This is a genomic window from Pseudomonas sp. SZ57, assembly GCF_009495975.1.
Taxonomy (GTDB): Bacteria; Pseudomonadota; Gammaproteobacteria; order Pseudomonadales; family Pseudomonadaceae; genus Aquipseudomonas; species Aquipseudomonas syringae.
The window spans coordinates 132,728-147,357 of record NZ_WIBD01000005.1; the positions used below are offsets into that span (position 1 = coordinate 132,728).

The 14,630-nt window shown below is 57.0% G+C and carries 12 protein-coding genes; 4 read left to right on the plus strand and 8 right to left on the minus strand.

Annotation, left to right across the window (positions count from 1 at the left end):
- Positions 1-14 precede the first annotated feature (14 nt).
- The 4 genes from yidC to rpmH are packed head-to-tail and all read right to left on the minus strand — an operon-like array spanning position 15 to position 2,499.
- The gene (gene yidC, locus GE543_RS08795) at positions 15-1,706 is read right to left on the minus strand and encodes a membrane protein insertase YidC (protein WP_003315945.1); all 1,692 of its coding nucleotides are present in this window, start codon (positions 1,704-1,706) and stop codon (positions 15-17) included.
- A gap of 2 nt (positions 1,707-1,708) precedes the next feature.
- Positions 1,709-1,954, minus strand: coding sequence for a membrane protein insertion efficiency factor YidD (gene yidD, locus GE543_RS08800; RefSeq protein ID WP_002551313.1), 246 nt, complete (start codon positions 1,952-1,954; stop codon positions 1,709-1,711).
- Positions 1,947-2,348, minus strand: a complete 402-nt coding sequence (rnpA, locus tag GE543_RS08805; protein WP_002551314.1) for a ribonuclease P protein component — start codon at positions 2,346-2,348, stop codon at positions 1,947-1,949. Before rnpA ends, yidD begins: the two co-directional genes overlap by 8 nt.
- A 16-nt stretch (positions 2,349-2,364) precedes the next feature.
- Positions 2,365-2,499 carry a 50S ribosomal protein L34 gene (rpmH, locus tag GE543_RS08810; RefSeq protein WP_002551315.1) on the minus strand — a complete coding sequence of 45 codons (135 nt, stop codon included), beginning with the start codon at positions 2,497-2,499 and terminating at the stop codon, positions 2,365-2,367.
- Between the two features lie 584 nt (positions 2,500-3,083).
- Between rpmH and dnaA the strand changes: the two genes are divergently transcribed.
- Genes dnaA through gyrB form a run of 4 tightly spaced genes read left to right on the plus strand, consistent with a single transcriptional unit; the run spans position 3,084 to position 9,309 of the window.
- Entirely contained in the window at positions 3,084-4,619 is a 1,536-nt protein-coding gene (dnaA, locus tag GE543_RS08815; protein ID WP_003437057.1) for a chromosomal replication initiator protein DnaA, read from the plus strand.
- Positions 4,620-4,657: 38 nt separating this feature from the next.
- Positions 4,658-5,761, plus strand: coding sequence for a DNA polymerase III subunit beta (gene dnaN, locus GE543_RS08820; RefSeq protein ID WP_003421522.1), 1,104 nt, complete (start codon positions 4,658-4,660; stop codon positions 5,759-5,761).
- Between the two features lie 22 nt (positions 5,762-5,783).
- The gene (gene recF / locus GE543_RS08825) at positions 5,784-6,887 is read left to right on the plus strand and encodes a DNA replication/repair protein RecF (RefSeq protein ID WP_003340176.1); all 1,104 of its coding nucleotides are present in this window, start codon (positions 5,784-5,786) and stop codon (positions 6,885-6,887) included.
- Positions 6,888-6,891: 4 nt separating this feature from the next.
- Positions 6,892-9,309 (plus strand): DNA topoisomerase (ATP-hydrolyzing) subunit B, encoded by a 2,418-nt coding sequence (gene gyrB / locus GE543_RS08830; RefSeq protein WP_153221233.1) that lies wholly within the window; start codon positions 6,892-6,894, stop codon positions 9,307-9,309.
- Positions 9,310-10,233: 924 nt separating this feature from the next.
- On the opposite strand, the gene GE543_RS08835 is transcribed toward gyrB, so the two are convergent.
- The 4 genes from GE543_RS08835 to glyQ form a co-directional block, all read right to left on the minus strand.
- Positions 10,234-11,004: a 1-acyl-sn-glycerol-3-phosphate acyltransferase gene (locus GE543_RS08835; protein ID WP_003315938.1), complete on the minus strand. Its 771-nt coding sequence runs from the start codon at positions 11,002-11,004 to the stop codon at positions 10,234-10,236.
- Between the two features lie 65 nt (positions 11,005-11,069).
- Entirely contained in the window at positions 11,070-11,612 is a 543-nt protein-coding gene (gene gmhB / locus GE543_RS08840) for a D-glycero-beta-D-manno-heptose 1,7-bisphosphate 7-phosphatase (protein ID WP_371927123.1), read from the minus strand.
- Between the two features lie 12 nt (positions 11,613-11,624).
- On the minus strand, positions 11,625-13,679 hold the full coding sequence (glyS, locus tag GE543_RS08845; protein WP_153221234.1) for a glycine--tRNA ligase subunit beta: 2,055 nt from the start codon (positions 13,677-13,679) through the stop codon (positions 11,625-11,627).
- Entirely contained in the window at positions 13,676-14,623 is a 948-nt protein-coding gene (gene glyQ, locus GE543_RS08850; RefSeq protein WP_002551326.1) for a glycine--tRNA ligase subunit alpha, read from the minus strand. Before glyQ ends, glyS begins: the two co-directional genes overlap by 4 nt.
- Between the last annotated feature and the right edge of the window lie 7 nt (positions 14,624-14,630).

Below are 14,630 nucleotides of genomic sequence, written 5' to 3' on the forward strand. Positions count from 1 at the left end.
ATTCACAGGTTAGATCAGGCAGCTGCTTTCTTGGTAGCCGCTTCGATCTTGCGAGTGATGTAAGCCTGCTGAGCGATCGACAGGGTGTTGTTCACAACCCAGTACAGAACCAGACCGGCAGGGAACCACAGGAAGAAGAACGTGAAAATGATCGGCATCATTTTCATGACCTTGGCCTGCATCGGATCCGGCGGAGTCGGGTTCAGACGCTGCTGAATGAACATGGTCGCGCCCATGATGATCGGCAGGATAAAGAACGGGTCCTTGATCGACAGGTCGGTTATCCACAGGATCCATGGTGCCTGACGCATTTCCACGCTTTCCAGGAGTACCCAGTACAGCGAAAGGAAAACCGGCATTTGCACAAGAATCGGCAAGCATCCACCCAACGGGTTGATCTTCTCTTTCTTGTACAGCTCCATCATTGCCTGGGACATCTTCTGACGATCATCGCCATGCTGCTCTTTCAGCAATGCAAGCTTCGGAGCCACGGCGCGCATGCGTGCCATCGACTTGTAGCTGGCTGCGGAAAGCGGGAAGAACAGGCCTTTGATCAGCATGGTCAGAACAATGATCGACCAGCCCCAGTTACCGAGAATGGCGTGGATATGTTGCAGCAGCCAGAAGATAGGCTGGGCAATGAACCACAGGAAACCATAATCGACGGTCAGCTCCAGGCCTGGGGATAACTCTTTGAGTACCGCCTGGCTTTTCGGACCTGCGTACAGGGTGGCACTGGTTTCACCTTGTGCACCAGGTGCAACCGACAGAGTCGGACTGGTGAAGCCGATGATGTAGTTGCCCTGGCTGTCTTTGCGGGTCTGAACGGCGTTGGTTGCGTTGTGATCCGGAATCCACGCAGTCACGAAGTAGTGCTGCAACCATGCAACCCAACCGCCCTGGACAGTTTCCTTGACCTGGCCCTTGTCGATATCTTTCATCGACACTTTCTTGTACGGCTCGGCCGCAGTCCACAGGGCAGCGCCCAGATAGGTAGCGGTGCCGGTAGCAGTCGTCGAAGAAGGATCGGAGCTGGCATCGCGCTTCAATTGCGCGAACAGATTACCGGACCAGGGTTGTGCGCTCTGGTTATCCACAACGTAAGTCATGACCAGATCGTACAGACCCCGCTTGAAGGTGAAGCGCTTGATGTAATTGACGCCGTTTTCCGAGAATTTCAGATCCACGACCATCGTGTCCTGGCCATCAGCCAGTTGATAAGTCTTTTGTGTGGAGGTGTAAACCGGACGACCGGCAGCGCGTGCATCAGGACCATTGGTCCCGGTCAGGCCGCTTTGTGCCAGAAAAGTACGCTCGCCGCCGTTGTCGAACAACTGGAACGGAACGTCAGGACGATCCTGACGACGCGGGTACAGAGGCAAACGAAGCTGAACGACGTCGCCACCCACCGGATCGATCGCCAGATCGAGCACATCGGTCTTGACGTGGATAAGGTCTTTGCTGGCTACGGCCGGAGTTTCAAGAGGTGCTGCAGCCGTATTGGCCGTAGCGTTTGCGCTTGGAACATCGGCACTTGCAGAACCATTAGTACCAGCGGCCGTATCCGGAATACCCGGTGCGGTGGTGCTGGCTGCAACATTCTGGGTCGGCATGGCAGCCTGGCCATAGTCTTGGTTCCATTTCAGAACCCCGACGTAGGTCACGATTGCCAGGGCGACGATCAGGATCGTGCGTTTAATATCCATGATTACTCGGCCATCGAAGAAGAACGGGAGGTGGGGACAGCTGGAACCGGGTCATAACCACCGGGATTCCATGGGTGACAGCGACCAAGACGACGAATTGACAGCCAGCCACCGCGCAAAAGGCCATGATTTTCGATGGCTTCATACGCGTAGCAGGAGCAACTGGGGTAGAAACGACAGTGACTGGCCATCAGCGGGCTAATGGCATAGCGATAGAACTGGATCGGAACGAGTGCCAGTTTACGCATCTGGACTGTCTACCCCTGCAGGTTCGGATTTTTCTTCCGGAATGGGTCGGCTACGCGCCAGACGTTTCCAGAGCTTGCCGAAATGCTGAATCAGTTCAGGGTTTTCTACGTCACCCAAGCCTTTACGCGCGACGATCACGATATCCCAACCGACCAAACTGTCTTGGTGTTGGCGAAATGATTCGCGCATCAGGCGTTTCAAACGATTGCGCTCGACGGAGAGCTTCACGCTCTTTTTACCTATCACAAGCCCCAGGCGGGGATGATCGAGGTCGTTGTTGCGCGCAAGGAGCAGGAGATTTTTCCCCGGAACCTTGCCGGTAGGGGAGTCAAAGACTGCCTTGAAATGCCGGGGAGTGAGCAAACGCTTTTCCCGACTGAAGTCTCGACTCACCTCCTGTGCCGATTTATCAAACTGCCAGACGCTTACGGCCTTTGGCACGACGACGCGAAAGAACTGCGCGGCCGTTTTTGGTGGCCATACGTGCACGGAAACCGTGGGTGCGGGCGCGCTTGATAGTGCTGGGTTGGAAAGTACGTTTCATGGCGTGTTACCTGGTTCGTCCACTACGGGCCGGAATGGCCCCCGTTTTAAGAGACCGGGGATTCTAGAGAAAGCGGGCCCGCAGGTCAATTTCCAACCAGCTTTTCTTCATAGGCGTCTTTTTATAGCTGAACGTCCTCTTCCTCTCATTCACCGCTACCCTAATCCGCTCCGGTTATAGAAATAAAAAGAAGAGAGTATTTAAAGCTTCTTTATAAAGCTTATAACTCTTATGCAGATATTTTCTGTGGATAACAGCTCACAGCCCTTGTTATTCAATGTGTACAGAGGTCAGAAAGGTTGTCGAGAAACGGTGCCCTGCCTGTGTCGGACCTTCGGAAAAGCTGTGCATGGAACGCTGTTTTATCCACAGGCGAGTTATGCACAGAGTTCAAGCCTGACTTATGCAATGGGCTGAAGATGGGTTATCCACAGAGCTTACGCGTTGACCGTTTGTCGTGTGGTTCATGCATAAATCGTTGATTTATAGCTCTCTGTGAGCAACCTACATGTGGATAAGTCGCCTCTGGGTCGTTACAATGGCGGCTGTTTTTGCCTCACCGGCTTTCAACTCAGGGGATATCCGTGTCAGTGGAACTTTGGCAGCAGTGCGTGGAGCTTTTGCGCGACGAGCTGCCTGCCCAACAATTCAACACTTGGATCCGTCCGCTACAGGTCGAAGCCGAAGGCGACGAGTTGCGTGTGTATGCACCCAATCGTTTTGTTCTCGACTGGGTCAACGAAAAGTACCTTGGTCGTTTGCTCGAGCTTCTTGGCGAACACGGTCAAGGCATGGCCCCTGCTCTTTCCTTATTAATAGGAAGCAAGCGCAGCTCAGCACCCCGTGCCGCTCCGAATGCGCCATTGGCCGCTGCAGCCTCCCAGGCGCTGTCTGCCAATTCGGTGAGCAGCGTCTCGGCACCGGCTCCTGCCACGGCGGCGCCAGCTGCTGCCGTAGCGACGCCGGCACCGGTCCAGAACGTTGCAGCACACAACGAGCCGTCGCGTGACAGCTTTGATCCGATGGCGGGTGCCAGCTCGCAACAAGCGCCCGCTCGCGCAGAACAGCGCACCGTCCAGGTAGAAGGTGCGCTCAAGCACACCAGTTACCTGAACCGTACGTTCACGTTCGAGAATTTCGTTGAGGGTAAGTCCAACCAGCTGGCACGTGCTGCCGCCTGGCAGGTTGCCGACAACCCCAAGCATGGCTACAACCCGTTGTTCCTTTATGGCGGCGTCGGTCTTGGTAAAACTCACTTGATGCATGCTGTGGGTAACCACCTGCTGAAGAAGAATCCGAACGCCAAGGTCGTGTACCTGCATTCGGAGCGCTTCGTTGCGGATATGGTCAAGGCCTTGCAGCTCAATGCAATCAACGAGTTCAAGCGCTTCTACCGCTCAGTCGATGCGCTGCTGATCGATGACATCCAGTTTTTTGCTCGCAAGGAACGCTCGCAGGAAGAGTTTTTCCACACGTTCAACGCGCTGCTGGAAGGCGGGCAACAGGTCATTCTGACCAGCGACCGCTATCCCAAGGAAATCGAAGGTCTTGAAGAGCGACTCAAGTCGCGTTTCGGCTGGGGCCTGACAGTTGCCGTCGAGCCTCCGGAGCTGGAAACCCGCGTCGCGATCCTCATGAAGAAAGCAGATCAGGCGAAGGTTGATCTGCCTCATGACGCAGCGTTCTTCATTGCCCAGCGAATCCGCTCCAACGTCCGTGAGCTGGAAGGTGCGCTCAAGCGCGTCATCGCTCACTCGCACTTCATGGGCCGCGACATCACCATCGAGCTGATTCGCGAGTCGCTGAAGGACTTGCTGGCGTTGCAGGACAAGCTGGTCAGTGTGGATAACATTCAGCGCACCGTCGCCGAGTACTACAAGATCAAGATCTCCGATCTGTTGTCCAAGCGTCGTTCCCGCTCTGTCGCCCGGCCTCGCCAGGTCGCGATGGCGCTCTCCAAGGAACTCACCAACCACAGTCTTCCGGAAATCGGTGACGTGTTTGGTGGCCGTGACCACACGACCGTCTTGCACGCATGCCGAAAGATCAACGAGCTCAAGGAATCCGATGCGGATATCCGCGAGGACTACAAGAACCTGCTGCGCACTCTGACTACGTGATAACGCCAGTGCAGCTCATCAAGGCAAGGGACTAGACCATGCATTTCACCATTCAACGCGAAGCCCTGTTGAAACCCCTGCAATTGGTCGCCGGCGTCGTCGAACGCCGCCAGACCTTGCCGGTTCTTTCCAATGTTCTCCTGGTCGTCGAAGGTCAGCAACTTTCGCTGACCGGTACGGATCTGGAAGTCGAACTGGTTGGCCGCGTCCAGCTGGAAGAGCCTGCCGAACCTGGAGAGATCACGGTTCCTGCGCGCAAGCTCATGGACATTTGCAAGAGCCTGTCGAACGACGCGCTGATCGACATCAAGCTCGACGACTCGAAACTGATCGTCAAGGCCGGTCGTAGCCGCTTCACCCTGTCGACCTTGCCTGCCAATGACTTCCCTACTGTTGAGGAAGGTCCGGGCTCGCTGACGTTCACTCTGGTGCAGAGCAAACTGCGCCGCTTGATCGAGCGCACCAGCTTTGCGATGGCCCAGCAGGACGTTCGTTACTACCTCAATGGCATGTTGCTGGAAGTAAGCGCCGGTATCTTGCGCGCAGTGGCTACCGACGGCCACCGCCTGGCCATGTGCTCGATGTCTGCCGATATCGAACATGCCGATCGCCATCAGGTGATCGTTCCACGTAAAGGTATTCTTGAAATGGCGCGCCTGCTGACCGAACAGGACGGCACGGTCAGTATCGTTCTGGGTCAGCATCACATCCGTGCGACCACTGGCGAATTCACCTTCACCTCTAAACTGGTGGATGGCAAGTTCCCGGACTACGAGCGCGTGCTGCCTAAAGGTGGTGACAAGCTGGTGCTCGGTGACCGTCAGGCACTGCGTGAGGCGTTCAGCCGTACGGCGATTCTGTCCAACGAAAAGTACCGCGGCATCCGTCTGCAACTGGCCAGCGGTCAATTGAAGATTCAGGCCAACAACCCTGAGCAGGAAGAAGCAGAAGAAGAAATCAGCGTCGAGTACAACGGTGACTCGCTGGAGATCGGTTTCAACGTGAGCTACCTGCTCGACGTGCTGGGCGTCATGACCACCGAGCAGGTGCGCCTGATTCTGTCTGACTCCAATAGCAGCGCTCTGGTGCAAGAGTCCGATAACGACGACTCCGCCTACGTTGTCATGCCGATGCGTCTGTAACTTCATGTCCAGCGCAACCTAGATGTCTCTTAGTCGCGTCTCGGTCACCGGGGTGCGCAATCTGCACCCGGTGACCCTCTCCCCCTCCCCGCGTATCAATATCCTCTACGGCGCAAACGGCAGTGGCAAAACCAGCGTGCTGGAAGCTATCCATCTGCTGGGCATTGCCCGCTCGTTTCGTAGCAGTCGCCTGCTTCCGGTCATTCAGTACGAACAGCCGTCATGTACGGTTTTCGGGCAGGTCGATCTTGCGCAAGGTGGACACAGCAATCTGGGTGTTTCACGTGACCGCCAAGGCGAGTTCCAGATTCGTATCGACGGGCAGAACGCCAGAAGCGCCGCGCAGCTTGCAGAAATTCTGCCGCTGCAGCTCATCAACCCCGACAGCTTCCGATTGCTCGAAGGTGCACCGAAGATACGCAGGCAGTTTCTGGATTGGGGAGTGTTCCACGTGGAACCTCGCTTTATGGCCACGTGGCAGCGCCTGCAGAAGGCCCTCAAGCAGCGAAACTCGTGGCTTCGGCATGGTACACTTGACGCCGCTTCACAGGCGGCATGGGACCGTGAGCTGTGCTCGGCAAGTGACGAGATCGACGAGTTCCGCCGGGCTTATATCAAGGCATTGAAGCCAGTCTTTGAACAGACTTTGAGCGAACTTGTTGAGCTTGAAGGTTTGACCCTGAGCTACTACCGGGGATGGGACAAGGAAAAAGAGCTAAGTACAGTGCTTGCCTCTTCCCTCCACCGCGACCAGCAAATGGGCCACACCCAGGCCGGACCACAGCGAGCTGACCTGCGCCTTAGATTAGGCGCGCACAATGCGGCAGATATTCTGTCTCGCGGTCAGCAAAAGCTGGTGGTCTGCGCACTGCGTATTGCTCAGGGACATCTGGTCAGCCAGGTACGTCGAGGCCAGTGTATTTACCTGGTAGATGATTTGCCCTCCGAACTGGATGACAACCATCGACGCGCGCTTTGCCGCTTGCTGGAAGAATTACGCTGCCAGGTGTTTATCACCTGTGTAGATCAAGAATTTTTGAGGGAAGGCTGGCAGACGGAAACGCCAGTCGCTTTGTTCCACGTGGAACAAGGCCGTATCACCCAGACCCACGACCATCGGGAGTGATTGCATGAGCGAAAACCAAACGTACGACTCGTCCAGCATTAAGGTGCTGAAAGGACTTGATGCCGTACGCAAGCGTCCCGGAATGTACATCGGTGATACAGACGATGGCAGCGGTCTGCACCACATGGTGTTCGAGGTGGTTGATAACTCGATCGACGAAGCATTGGCAGGCCATTGCGACGACATCAGCATCATCATCCATCCAGACGAATCTATCACCGTGCGCGACAACGGCCGCGGTATTCCGGTAGACGTGCATAAAGAAGAAGGCGTGTCGGCAGCCGAGGTCATCATGACCGTGCTCCACGCTGGCGGTAAGTTTGATGACAACTCCTACAAAGTATCCGGTGGTTTGCACGGTGTAGGTGTCTCTGTAGTTAACGCCCTTTCAGAGCTTCTGTTGCTGACGGTTCGCCGTAGCGGCAAGATCTGGGAACAGACCTATGTTCATGGTGTTCCACAGGAACCGATGAAGATCGTCGGTGAAAGTGACAGCACAGGCACTCAGATCCACTTCAAGCCTTCCGCTGAAACGTTCAAGAACATCCACTTCAGCTGGGACATCCTGGCCAAGCGGATTCGTGAGCTGTCCTTCCTGAACTCCGGTGTCGGCATTGTCCTCAAGGATGAGCGCAGCGGTAAGGAAGAATTGTTCAAATACGAAGGCGGTCTGCGCGCGTTCGTTGAGTACCTGAACACCAACAAAACACCGGTTAACGAAGTGTTCCACTTCAACATCCAGCGTGATGACGGTATCGGTGTCGAGATTGCTTTGCAGTGGAACGACAGCTTCAACGAGAACCTGCTGTGCTTCACCAACAACATTCCGCAGCGTGATGGCGGTACTCACCTTGTGGGTTTCCGTTCTGCGCTGACGCGTAACCTGAACAACTACATCGAGCAGGAAGGTCTGGCTAAGAAGCACAAGGTCGCGACCACTGGCGATGATGCGCGTGAAGGTCTGACTGCGATCATTTCGGTCAAGGTGCCTGATCCAAAGTTCAGCTCGCAGACCAAGGACAAGCTGGTTTCGTCCGAAGTCAAAACGGCTGTCGAACAGGAAATGGGCAAGTACTTCTCCGACTTCCTGTTGGAAAATCCGAACGAAGCCAAAGCGGTTGTCGGCAAGATGATCGACGCAGCCCGTGCCCGTGAAGCTGCGCGCAAGGCGCGTGAGATGACCCGTCGTAAAGGCGCACTGGATATCGCTGGCTTGCCGGGCAAACTGGCGGACTGCCAAGAGAAAGACCCTGCCCTCTCCGAACTGTACCTGGTGGAAGGGGACTCTGCTGGCGGATCAGCCAAGCAGGGGCGTAATCGTAGAACCCAGGCCATCCTGCCGCTCAAGGGCAAGATCCTGAACGTTGAAAAAGCGCGTTTCGACAAGATGATCTCTTCGCAGGAAGTGGGCACCTTGATCACTGCGCTGGGCTGCGGTATTGGCCGTGAAGAGTACAACATCGACAAGTTGCGTTATCATAACATCATCATCATGACCGATGCTGACGTCGACGGCTCGCACATCCGTACCCTGCTGCTGACGTTCTTCTTCCGTCAGTTACCCGAGCTGATCGAGCGTGGCTACATCTATATCGCTCAGCCGCCGCTGTACAAGGTCAAGAAAGGCAAGCTGGAGCAGTACATCAAGGACGACGAGGCCATGGAAGAATACATGACCCAGTCGGCCCTTGAAGACGCCAGCCTGCACCTCAGCGAATCGGCACCGGGTATCTCCGGTACTGCGCTGGAGAAGCTGGTCAACGACTTCCGCATGGTCATGAAGACCCTCAAGCGCCTGTCGCGTCTGTACCCACAGGAACTGACCGAGCACTTCGTCTACCTGCCGCCGATCACCCTCGAGCAACTGTCGGATCACGAGGGCATGCAAGCCTGGCTGGCACTGTTCGACGCGCGTCTGCGCACCGGCGAGAAGTCTGGTCTGGTCTACAAGGCCAGCCTGCGTGAAGACCGTGAACGTAATGTCTGGCTTCCAGAGGTCGAACTGATCTCCCACGGCCTGTCGAACTACGTCACCTTCAACCGCGACTTCTTCGGCAGCAACGACTACAAGACCGTTACCGCCCTGGGCGCGCAGATCAGCACGCTTCTGGAAGAAGGTGCCTACGTGCAACGTGGCGAGCGCAAGAAGCCCGTCAACGAGTTCAAGGAAGCCCTCGCCTGGCTGATGGCGGAAAGCACCAAGCGCCACACCATCCAGCGCTACAAAGGTCTGGGTGAAATGAACCCGGACCAGCTGTGGGAAACCACCATGGACCCGAGTGTGCGCCGCATGCTGAAGGTCACCATCGAAGACGCCATCGGCGCTGACCAGATCTTCAACACCCTCATGGGTGATGCGGTCGAGCCACGCCGTGACTTCATCGAGAGCAATGCGCTGGCAGTGTCCAACCTGGACTTCTGATCAGTTGTCGACGGGCAAGTTAATTGTCATGACGAAAAGTGTCACTACCCCGGCCTAGCGCCGGGGTTTTTTATTTTGGTTGAAGGCGTTACACATAGCACTGGACTGCCTGAAGGCGCGCCAAGCCTTGCACACCGACCAAGCCAGCAGCCTCTTCAACGACGCCAACGACTGAGCCACCGAAACGATGGACAACTCCAAGTACCCTATGGAGCTGTTCCAGCGTGTTGTCTCAGTGGGCCTGGAAAACCCAAAAATCGTTAACTCACTTCTGGCAATGGATATTGCTTAAAAGTCACTGCAGCTCGATTTAAAGCACTGATAAGGATTTCAAGATGCAACCGAGCAAAACAACAGTTACAGGCCTGTTCAACAGTCCACACCAATATCAGATTCCCATTTTCCAACGGGGATATAACTTCGATCAGCAATGGCCCCTTTGCCCACACCCTGGGTGTAGAGGGTGAACACGTTCTGGGCAAACGATCTCGACCAGGTCAAAGATGTCCTGATCTGATCCTTTGATCGTTCGTTAAAGAGAGACGTTGTATTGGCTAGCGAAGGAGAGACGTACTGTCATCAGCGATATCGGATTGTTCCACGTGGAACTGATTACCGTAGAGAGGGTTTGAGCTTTTCTCCGCGTCGAGTGGAATAGGCCCGATCCAGAAGACTTTGACTCACGAGCGTTTCAAGGGACGCTTGCCTCCATTTGTTGAGCCTGTACAAGCCAATTCGAGTCCTGCATGCCAACCCCCCACGCATAAAAAAACCGACCTCTTACAGGTCGGTTTCTGATCCATCATCAAAACTTATGCACGTTTTTCCGGTTTTTATAGCCTGAAAAAATATGTATACGAATGAACAGGTTAAGCAGTCTTTTTCAGCGATCTCGGAAAAACCGTACACAGGTTATCCACAAAATCACGCGGGGACTTTTTCGGGGGTTGCTGCAGGCTCGACAGGCGAACCCATCGCGCGTTGTGTGTCTTCATTCCAGGTCTGTACACGGTCATTCAACGCAGCGATGGCGCGTGGGCCTGTGCCTTCTGCATACATCGGCTCGCCGATAACCACTTGAATGGTGCCTGGTTTTTTCGCCCAGCCGTCGCGAGGCCAGTACTTGCCTGCGTTGTGCGCGACAGGCAGCACAGGCAGATCAGCGTTCACTGCCAGTGCAGTACCACCGCGAGAGAATTTGCCGACCTGGCCGTAAGGCACGCGTGTGCCCTCCGGGAAGATCAATACCCAGACGCCATCCTTGAGCAGCTCGTCGCCCTTCTTGGCAATTTCCCTGAGTGCGGCTTTCGGGTTTTCGCGGTCGATGGCGATCGGGCGCAGCATTGCCATCGCCCAGCCAAAGAACGGCACGTACAGCAGTTCACGCTTGAGGACCTGACTCATCGGCTCGAAATACGCCGACAGAAAGAAGGTCTCCCAGGTGCTCTGATGGTTGGAGATGATCACGCAAGGGGTTTTCGGGACGTTTTCAGCGCCAGTCACTTCGACCTTGATGTTCAGAAACACCTTGGTCAGCCAGATGGCGCAGCGGCACCAGTAGACGTTAATGAAGCGATAGCGGGCTTTGAACGGCAGAAAAGGCGCAATGAAAAAACTCAACGTGCACCACAACAGCGAGCTGGTGCCCAGCAACAGGTAAAAGAAGAAGGTCCTGATTGCCTGCATGATCGACATAGTTACGTTTACCGTACGGGCAGGTGCCCGCTCCTTGAGCGTCCTGAACCTGAAGAGCTGACTGTTCAGTGAGCGCTGTTGTGGATAAGTTCTGCGGCAACTGCCGCCAGATCGTCAAAAATCAATGTGCCTGCCGGCACTCCGCCTTCCATCGTCTTGCGTCCTTTGCCGGTCATCACCAGCACAGGCTGAGAATCGACGGCCAATGCGGCCTGCAGGTCACCCTTGCTGTCGCCCACGAACCAGAGACCTTTGAGGTCCGCTGCGTAATGACGGGCGATGGCCTGCAGCATGCCGGGTTTTGGCTTGCGGCAGGTACAGCCATCGTCTGGCCCATGCGGGCAGTAGACGATCAAACCGAGCTCGCCGCGCTGCTCTGCCACCAGCTTGCGCAAGCGCACGTGCATGGCATCCAGAGTGGCCAGATCGTAATAACCTCGGGCAATGCCCGACTGGTTGGTGGCGACGGCCACCGTCCAGCCGGCCTTGCTCAGCGCTGCGATAGCTTCGATCGAGCCAGGAATGGGCAGCCACTCCGCCACCGACTTTATGTAAGTGTCGGAATCATGATTGATCACGCCATCCCGATCGAGTATCAGCAGTTTCACAGCGACTCCTTGTCAGCCCAGCAGCGAGATGTCGGCGACGCCGAGGAACAGGCCGCGCAAACGCGACAACAGGGCATAACGGTTGGCACGCACGTTGGCGTCTTCCGCGTTGACCATCACGGCTTCGAAGAACGCATCGACAGGCTCACGCAACATCGCCAGACGCGCCAGCGATTCGCTGTACTGACGCTCGGCAGCCATAGGCTGGATCGCGTGATCGGCCTGCTGGATGGCCGAGTACAGCGAGAACTCGTTGGCGTTGTCGAAATACTTGGGCTCGACGGTCTGGGCAATGCTGCCCTCGGCCTTGCTCAAGAGGTTCGATACACGCTTGTTCACTGCGGCCAGTGCAGCGGCCTGTGGCAGTTTGCGGAAGGCCTGGACCGCCTGGACGCGCTGATCGAAATCCAGCGCCGAAGCCGGTTGCAGTGCACGTACCGAGAGGTACACCGCCACGTCGACGCCTTCGTCTTCGTAACGCGCGCGCAGACGATCGAAGATGAAGTCGAGCACCTGCTCTGCCAGACCGGCCGGCTTGATCTTCGCGCCGAACTGCGTGACAGCGAATTTCACTGTTTCGACCAGATTCAGGTCGAGCTTCTTCTCGATCAGGATACGCAGGATGCCCAGTGCTGCACGACGCAGGGCGTACGGGTCCTTGCTGCCGGTGGGCAGCATGCCGATACCGAAGATCCCGACCAGCGTGTCGAGCTTGTCGGCAATGGCCACCGCAGCGCCGGTCAGCGTGGTCGGCAGCTCAGCACCTGCGCCACGTGGCATGTACTGCTCGTTGAGCGCCAGTGCGACGTCTTCAGGTTCGCCGTCGGCCTTGGCGTAGTAGTAACCGGCAATGCCCTGCATTTCCGGAAACTCGCCGACCATCTCGCTCGACAGGTCGCACTTGGACAGCAGACCGGCCCGGGCAGCACGCTGGGCGTCGCCGCCGATGCGCGGTGCGATGTAAGCGGCCAGTTTCGACACACGCTCGGCCTTGTCGAACACGCTGCCCAACTGCGCCTGGAACACGACGTTCTTCAGGCGATCGTTGAAGGTTTCCAGCTTCTGCTTCTTGTCCTGCTTGAAGAAAAACTCGGCGTCGGTCAGGCGTGGACGAACCACCTTCTCGTTACCGGCGATGATCTGTGCCGGGTCCTTGCTCTCGATGTTGGCCACGGTGATGAAGCGCGGCAGCAGCTTGCCGTCGACATCCAGCAGGCAGAAATATTTCTGGTTGTCCTGCATGGTGGTAATCAAGGCTTCCTGAGGGACTTCCAGAAAGCGCTCTTCGAACGAGCACACCAGCGGCACCGGCCACTCGACCAGGCCGGCCACTTCGTCCAGCAGGGTTGGCGGCACGATGGCGGTGCCTTCCTGCTGGGTGGCCAGTTCGTCGACGCGCTTGCTGATGATCTGGCGACGTTCGTTGAAGTCGGCCAGTACATGAGCGGCGCGCAGGTCACTGAGGTAACCGGCAGGCGAGGAAATGCGCACATCTTGCGGATGATGGAAGCGATGACCGCGGGAATGACGACCTGCGCTCTGGGCGAGGATCGTGCAATCGACGACCTGATCACCGAACAGCATCACCAGCCACTGTGTCGGCCGCACGAACTCTTCCTTGCGAGCACCCCAGCGCATGCGCTTGGCAATCGGCAGGTCGTTCAGCGAGTCTTCGACGATGGTTGGCAACAGCGACGTCGTCGGCTTGCCGAGGATGGTCTGGCTGTAGCGCAGTTTCGGGCCGCTCTGATCGATTTCGCTCAGGTCGACGCCGCACTTCTTGGCGAAGCCCAGGGCGGCCTGAGTCGGGTTGCCGTCGGCATCGAACGCTGCCTGACGCGGCGGGCCGTCGAGGTTGACGCTGCGATCCGGTTGCTGCGTGGCCAGTGCGGTAATCAGCACGGCCAGACGGCGCGGTGCGGCGTAGACCTGTTTGGCGCTGTAGGTCAGACCTGCGCCAGCGAGGCCTTTTTCAATGCCGGCGAGAAATGCATCGGCCAGTGAGACGAGGGTCTTGGGTGGCAGTTCTTCGGTGCCCAGTTCGACCAGAAAATCTTGAGCACTCATTGCGCTGCCTCCAGCTTGGCCAACACTTCATCGCGTAGATCGGGCGGCGCCATCGGGAAGCCGAGACGGGCCCGGGCCTGCAGGTAGGCTTGAGCCACCGAACGGGCCAGCGTGCGTACGCGCAGGATGTATTGCTGACGCGCCGTCACGGAAATCGCGCGACGGGCATCCAGCAGGTTGAAGGTGTGCGAGGCCTTGAGGACCATTTCGTAGCCGGGCAATGGCAGCTCCAGCTCGATCAGGCGTGCGGCTTCGCTTTCGTAGAAGTCGAACAGCTCGAACAGCTTGTCGACGTTGGCGTGTTCGAAGTTGTAGGTCGACTGCTCCACCTCGTTCTGGTGGAACACGTCGCCGTAGGTCACTTTGCCGAACGGGCCGTCAGCCCAGACCAGGTCGTAGACCGAGTCCACGCCCTGCTGGTACATCGCCAGACGCTCGAGGCCGTAGGTGATTTCGCCGGTGACCGGGTAGCACTCCAGACCACCGACCTGCTGGAAGTAGGTGAACTGCGAGACTTCCATGCCGTTGAGCCAGATCTCCCAGCCCAGACCCCAGGCGCCCAGCGTCGGCGATTCCCAGTTGTCTTCGACGAAGCGCACGTCGTGCACCAGCGGATCGAGGCCGATGTGCTTGAGCGAGCCCAGGTACAGTTCCTGGAAGTTGTCCGGGTTCGGCTTGAGAATCACCTGAAACTGGTAATAGTGCTGCAGGCGGTTCGGGTTTTCGCCGTAGCGGCCGTCAGTCGGGCGACGGCTTGGCTGTACGTAAGCGGCGTTCCAGGTTTCCGGGCCTACGGCGCGCAGAAACGTGGCAGTGTGGAACGTGCCGGCGCCTACTTCCATATCGTAGGGCTGAAGTACCACGCAACCTTGTTCTGCCCAGTATTGCTGGAGGGCGAGGATCAAGTCTTGGAAGGTACGCACGGCTGGCGTAGGCTGGCTCACAAATTTC

Coding starts and splice junctions, on each gene's coding strand:
- glyS (WP_153221234.1), bottom strand. CDS start 13,679: ATGAGTGCTCAAGATTTTCTGGTCGAACTGGGCACCGAAGAACTGCCA.
- dnaN (WP_003421522.1), top strand. CDS start 4,658: ATGCATTTCACCATTCAACGCGAAGCCCTGTTGAAACCCCTGCAATTG.
- yidC (WP_003315945.1), bottom strand. CDS start 1,706: ATGGATATTAAACGCACGATCCTGATCGTCGCCCTGGCAATCGTGACC.
- recF (WP_003340176.1), top strand. CDS start 5,784: ATGTCTCTTAGTCGCGTCTCGGTCACCGGGGTGCGCAATCTGCACCCG.
- rpmH (WP_002551315.1), bottom strand. CDS start 2,499: ATGAAACGTACTTTCCAACCCAGCACTATCAAGCGCGCCCGCACCCAC.
- yidD (WP_002551313.1), bottom strand. CDS start 1,954: ATGCGTAAACTGGCACTCGTTCCGATCCAGTTCTATCGCTATGCCATT.
- GE543_RS08835 (WP_003315938.1), bottom strand. CDS start 11,004: ATGTCGATCATGCAGGCAATCAGGACCTTCTTCTTTTACCTGTTGCTG.
- gyrB (WP_153221233.1), top strand. CDS start 6,892: ATGAGCGAAAACCAAACGTACGACTCGTCCAGCATTAAGGTGCTGAAA.